The organism is Glaciimonas sp. GG7 (assembly GCF_052976905.1).
In genome coordinates, this window is sequence record NZ_JBRIIQ010000162.1 from 1 (window position 1) to 5,733 (window position 5,733).

Annotated in this window: 5 protein-coding genes; all 5 read right to left on the reverse strand. The window is 53.5% G+C overall.

The features are described from left to right. Window positions 1-784 precede the first annotated feature (784 nt). Window positions 785-1,522, reverse strand: a complete 738-nt coding sequence (locus tag ACVBEF_RS20340; protein WP_447125734.1) for an ABC transporter ATP-binding protein — start codon at window positions 1,520-1,522, stop codon at window positions 785-787. Further along, on the reverse strand, window positions 1,519-2,253 hold the full coding sequence (locus ACVBEF_RS20345; RefSeq protein WP_447125735.1) for an ABC transporter ATP-binding protein: 735 nt from the start codon (window positions 2,251-2,253) through the stop codon (window positions 1,519-1,521). Before ACVBEF_RS20345 ends, ACVBEF_RS20340 begins: the two co-directional genes overlap by 4 nt. Then, the gene (locus ACVBEF_RS20350) at window positions 2,250-3,320 is read right to left on the reverse strand and encodes a branched-chain amino acid ABC transporter permease (protein WP_447125736.1); all 1,071 of its coding nucleotides are present in this window, start codon (window positions 3,318-3,320) and stop codon (window positions 2,250-2,252) included. The genes ACVBEF_RS20345 and ACVBEF_RS20350 overlap by 4 nt, the downstream gene beginning before the upstream one ends. Continuing rightward, window positions 3,307-4,197, reverse strand: coding sequence for a branched-chain amino acid ABC transporter permease (locus ACVBEF_RS20355; protein WP_447125737.1), 891 nt, complete (start codon window positions 4,195-4,197; stop codon window positions 3,307-3,309). Before ACVBEF_RS20355 ends, ACVBEF_RS20350 begins: the two co-directional genes overlap by 14 nt. A 162-nt stretch (window positions 4,198-4,359) precedes the next feature. Further along, window positions 4,360-5,583: an ABC transporter substrate-binding protein gene (locus tag ACVBEF_RS20360; protein ID WP_447125738.1), complete on the reverse strand. Its 1,224-nt coding sequence runs from the start codon at window positions 5,581-5,583 to the stop codon at window positions 4,360-4,362. Window positions 5,584-5,733: the final 150 nt, after the last annotated feature.

The following is a 5,733-nucleotide window of genomic DNA, read 5'->3' on the forward strand; positions in this document are numbered from 1 at the left end:
GCAGCGGGTGGCAAAGTCATGCAGGTAAAGAGATTGCTCGATGTCAATGGCATCGTTGAGTTTTTGATGTTTAGCATTGGTGGTATTGGGCATTATTCGACCCTTTAGCTCTGTTGAACTTCCCGTTTGTAAACGGGGGTGGGCGACAAATGACGGAGTTGAACAACTGGGCAAAAACCAAAACCAGTAAGCCACAAGGGCTTCACCGCCACTGTCGCCCATAGAGGGACGAACTTAGGAACTCTGGGCCGCATTGCACGGTCCAGGGGTTTTTGCAACAGGTGTTCAAACCTGTATTCCTATAAGAGGAACGGTTGACAAAATACCCGCGCTGAAAACAGAGGTCAACCGGTAAATAGCAGTTTTTTGAGATTACAGTTTTTACACGGTTTTTTGGTTCTCAAAACAATGAATGCTCGGCAACACAGTAATCGGTAGCGAAGTCAGGGAAGTTGTTTTTGAAGTTGCTCTTGACCTTGCAGGCGCAGCCACAGTTGCCGTTGCTTTTGAATTGGCTGTTGACGTACCCCTTCATATGACGCTGCCAAATTTTCCAGCCGCCAGACGGATCAGGCTGATGACATGTTTGAGCGCAGCGAGTTAGTCATCAGACCCGGCTGGCGGCAGGAAAATTTGGGGACCCCGCAGGGGCAGCGGCATCTGCGGTCGCCTTTTCTTTGGTTACTTTCTTTTGGCGAAGCAAGAGAAAGTGACCGGCTGCCGGGCCGCCCCGGCAAGCATCAACGGAGCAAATACCGTTTCAATTACCACCAAACGAAATCCATCAACAAACATTCCCCGCCTCACAACCCCATATAAGACCGCTGCACATCAGGATCCCCAACAACTCCTCCCCACTAGCCATTTTCAAAATCCTCCCATGCTCAATAATGCACCCCCGCTGGCAAAGCCTCAGCGCATTCCCCACATTCTGCTCAACCAATAACACCGAAATCCCCTTAGTCTCAACCAGTTGACGCACAATCTCAAACACCTTATCGACCATAATCGGCGCAAGTCCAAGTGACGGCTCATCCAACATCAACAACTTAGGCAACCCCATCATCGCCCGCCCCACAGCACACATCTGACGCTCGCCACCTGAGAGCCGCCCGGCAAGCTGACCGCGCCGTTCAGCCAGCAACGGAAACACCCCCATCACCTCATCCAACGACTCCGCCATCCGCTCCCGCGCCTGAGCATGATAAGCACCCAATTGCAAATTCTCCAGCACCGTCATAAAAGGAAACAACCGCCCCCCTTCAGGCACCATCACCAACCCACGCGCGGCCGCATCATGGGCCGGCAAACGACTAATATCCTGCCCATCAAACATCACCCGCCCGGAGTGCGCTTTTAAATGGCCGCTGACCGTCAACAGCAAAGTCGTTTTACCAGCACCGTTAGCACCAACGACAGACACAATTTCACCCCGCCCGACCGACAGCGTCATGTCATGCAACACCGTCAGCTCGGAATACCCCGAACACAACATCTCCACTTCTAATAGTGCATCCGTCATTTTTGATCCCCCAGATAAGCTTTGATCACAATTGGTGAGCTGAGAATATCTTCAGCGCTGCCTTCAGCAATCAAACGCCCACGATCCAACACCACCACGCGGTCTGAGAACGCCCGCACCACTTTCAGGTTATGTTCAATAATCAAAAACGTCATTCCCTCCGCATGCAAGCCTTGCAACAAGGTAATGACCTGTGCGATTTCGGTCTGATTCAAACCCGCCATGACTTCATCGAGCAACACAATCGAAGGCTCCAGCGCCAGCGCACGTGCCACTTCCAGCCGTCGCCGCTGACTCAGCGTCAAGTCACCGGCACGTTGCAATGCATGACGCGCCAGGCCGACTTTTTCCAATACCGCCATCGCCTTATCGCGCGCCGTAGTGAGCCGGATATGCCGCATAAACGCACCGATCATCACGTTCTCCAGCGCACTCAAACCGATCAACGGCTTGGCAATCTGAAAGGTGCGGCCTATGCCCAATCGCGCTCGTGCATGTGGTGCCAGACGGTTGATCGGTCGGCCATGTAAACGCACTTCGCCTTCGGTGGGCGAGAGCTGACCGGACAGCAAATTAAAAAAGGTCGTCTTGCCAGCACCGTTGGGGCCGATGATGCTGATGATTTCACCTTTTTTGACCGATAGCGTGACGTTATCAACGGCGCGCAAACCCAAAAACTGCTTACTCACGCCCGCGACAGCCAGCAGCTCTTCTTGAGATGTGTGGATCATTTGCGCGCCCTCCGGATGGTATCGATCTTGCGCCAAAGATCGGTCAATGCACCGACCAGACCGCGCTTCATAAACAAGGCCGCCAACACCATCAGAAAACCCAGAATCGCCAGACTGAGGCCCGGCAACGCACCCGCCAGTTCCGCGCGTAAAAAATTCTCAAACGGAATAATTAATGCCGCGCCCAGCAATGGACCGGCAATCGTACCGATACCGCCTATCAAGGCCAGCAACGCAAATTTGACCCCCACATCAGTGAGCGTGAACAACGTTGGCGGATCGACATAACGCAAATACATCGCAAACAAAGCACCGCCGATCGAAGTCAGCGCAGCGCTCAAGGCCATCCCTTGCAGCTTCACGCCAAGTACATTGATGCCAGCGGCGCGTGCAGCATCCTCATCCTCGCGCACCGCCAGCAGATAGTAGCCAAGCCGACTGCGACGCAACACCACGGTGACAGCAATCACCAATGCAGCAAAGACAAACATCAACAAGCAGTATTGCCACCGCTCCGTAAAAATCATGTTGGCAAAGCCGGGCTTAAACGGAATCAAAATCCCGCTCGGCCCATTGGTCAGTGCATCGAAATGGTTGGCGATCACAAACGCGACTTCATTAAACGCCATCGTCGCAATCGCAAAAAATGGTCCACGCAGACGAAACGTCGGCCACGAAATCAACACCGCAATCAAGGCCGCAAACAGCGCCGCCGGGATCATCGTCAACCACGGCGAGATGTCGAACAGCGTATAAAAGCGCGCAGTGACATAAGCCCCAATCCCAAAAAATACCCCGTGACCGAGCGAGAACTGTCCGGCAAAACCGCCGATGATGTTCCACGCCGCCGCCAATCCACCCATCAGATAAGTAAAGGCGATGATATTGAGCCAGTACGTGTCATGTACCAGCAGCACAAAAGGCAATAACGCCAGCGCCATACCGCCCAGATATTTCAGCCAGACCTGACGCCGTGTGGGGATGCCGAAATCGCGCGCGGGTACTGGCGGTATTGCCGCTGTTGCAGTGATCAACTCACCGAGCATATTGGTTTTACTGTTGTTCACGGAATCCCACCTCTTCCGCGCCGACCTGACCGAACAGGCCCGATGGACGCAAGATCAACACTACAAGAAAAATAATGAACCAGATCGCGCTCTTCAACGACGGATCGATGTAATACCCGGCAAACGCTTCGACCACACCCACAATCAGGCCACCGATATACGCGCCCCAGACACTCCCCAGTCCACCCAGTACCACGACGGCAAAGGCGGCCAGAATAAAGTTGCTGCCCACCGTCGGCGTGATCGAATAAATGGGTGTCAGCAGCACTCCTGCCAGACCAGCTAAGCCAGCACCCAGACCAAAGGTGAGCAAAAAAGTCCGCTCGACATTAATCCCCATCACACGTGCCGCCCGTTTATCCTGCGTCACCGCACGGATCGCCTTACCCGCCAAGGTGCGTGAGAGAAAGAAATGCAAACCTATCGTAATCACCGTCGTCGCCATAAAAGTCACCAGACGCACCACGCTGATTTTCATATTGCCGACATCCAGCACCGCCGCACCGACCTGCCCGCCGATGCTCGACGCTTCACCGCGCGAGACCGCCAGCATGATGTTTTGAAACATCATCAGCAGACCGAAGGTGGCAAAAATCTGCATATTCGGCTCGTTATGCAAAGGCTGAATCACCAACCGCTGAATTGCCATGCCCAGCAGGCCAACTACAGGCGCGACGATCAGAGCCGACAAATACGGATTCAAACCAAAATGGGTGTAGGCGTAATAACTGCCATACATCCCCAACATCACCAACTCGCCCTGTGCAAAATTGACGATGCGCACAACGCCAAAAATCAAGTTCAATCCGATACTCACCAAGCCGTAAATACCGCCTAGCAAAATACCAAATACCAGCACATTTAACATTTGTTCCATTGCCTGCTTTCCCATCACTGAACCGTTCGGACTGAGTAGGCACAAAGTGCCGTATCGAAGAAGCACCGACGCATGCAACTACTTCGATACGCCCTAAAGGGCTACTCAGTACGAACGGAGTTACTTAAATTTAAATGTCAATACGTCCTACATTTGCGGTTATTAATTCCGCGCCAGAGGTTTAAGTGTCGCCCCCACTGGCATCGCAATTGCAGGAAACACGGTCACCATCTGTCCGTTCTGCCACTGCGCAGTAACCGGAAAAGCACGCTGATTCTGAAGATTTTTATCGAATTTAACGCCATAGCCGGTCGCATAACTACCCGCTGGTTTATCCATCGCCAAAGCAGCGGCGCGGATTTTATCGACGTCCAGACTACCCGCCGTCCGAATCGCATCCAACAAAACCTGTATGCCGACAAACGCAGCCATGCTTTGCGGCGCAATCGGATCGGCCTTATATTTGGCGCGGTAAGCGGCGAGGAAATCTTTCGCACCGGGGCCGAATTTCGAAGAGATATCGGTGCGAGGAAAAGACACCACCAACACGCCCTCCATCGATGCCGCACCTAACGATTGCAAGGTCTCCGGGGTGTCGCCGACGCCTACCAATACGATGGCACCAGGTTTGAAACCTTGATCGCGTGCCGTGCGTAGCAACAGGTTGCCATCCGGGACGTAGCCGGTCTGGATCAAGACATCGGGGTTGGCTTGTTTTGCGCGTAATACGGTGTCGTTCAAGTCGATGGTGCGTACTGAGTGGCTACCAACGCCGACGACTTTTGCGCCGAGTGCTTCGAGCATGCGTTTTTGTGCCTGAGCGATGGAGGTGCCGTAGATGGAGTCTTCATGTTCGAGCCAGACTTTGACGTCTTTAAAATCTTTTTTCATGGCCGGTGCGACCAGATCGCGCACTGTGTTGACCGATAGGAGGGCGAAGTCGCCGCCGTTCGGACTCACCCGTATGTAGTTAGTTAAGCCGCGTTCTGTCAGGCTTTGGGCGAGTGCACCGGTTTCCCAGAACAGTTTGTTATAGCGGGCTGCTGCGTCGCTGGCGGCGTTGGAGACGGCGCTGGTGTAGGAGCCGGCAAATAGATCTACTTTATCTTTTGAGATGAGTTGTTCGACGCTGGCGATGCCTTGTTGAGGGTTGGCTGCGTCGCCGCGGACGATTTCGATTTTGCGGCCTAGTACGCCGCCGGTTGCGTTGGCTTGGTCTACTGCTAGTTCGAAGCCTCTTGTGACTTCTACGCCGTACATGGCGAGGGGGCCGCTGAAGGGGTTGATAGCGCCGATTTTGATTGGGTCGGCGGCGATGGCCTGGTGTGATGATAGGGCTGCTAGTAGTAACAGTGCGGTTGGTTTGAGTAGTTTTCGTATTGTCATGCTGGTCTCCTGTTTGGGAATCAATATCGTTTTTATGTGTTGCGTGGTGTTTCTTTTAATTCGGTTCGGTCTGTCGTTAATTAAAAAATTTTCTGCTCCGTTGATGCTTGCCGGGGGCGGCCCGGCAGCCGGTCACTTTTTCTTGCTTCG

Excerpts from the sequence above, each read along its gene's own strand:
- ACVBEF_RS20340 (WP_447125734.1), bottom strand. The coding sequence starts at position 1,522 with ATGACGGATGCACTATTAGAAGTGGAGATGTTGTGTTCGGGGTATTCC.
- ACVBEF_RS20345 (WP_447125735.1), bottom strand. The coding sequence starts at position 2,253 with ATGATCCACACATCTCAAGAAGAGCTGCTGGCTGTCGCGGGCGTGAGT.
- ACVBEF_RS20355 (WP_447125737.1), bottom strand. The coding sequence starts at position 4,197 with ATGGAACAAATGTTAAATGTGCTGGTATTTGGTATTTTGCTAGGCGGT.
- ACVBEF_RS20360 (WP_447125738.1), bottom strand. The coding sequence starts at position 5,583 with ATGACAATACGAAAACTACTCAAACCAACCGCACTGTTACTACTAGCA.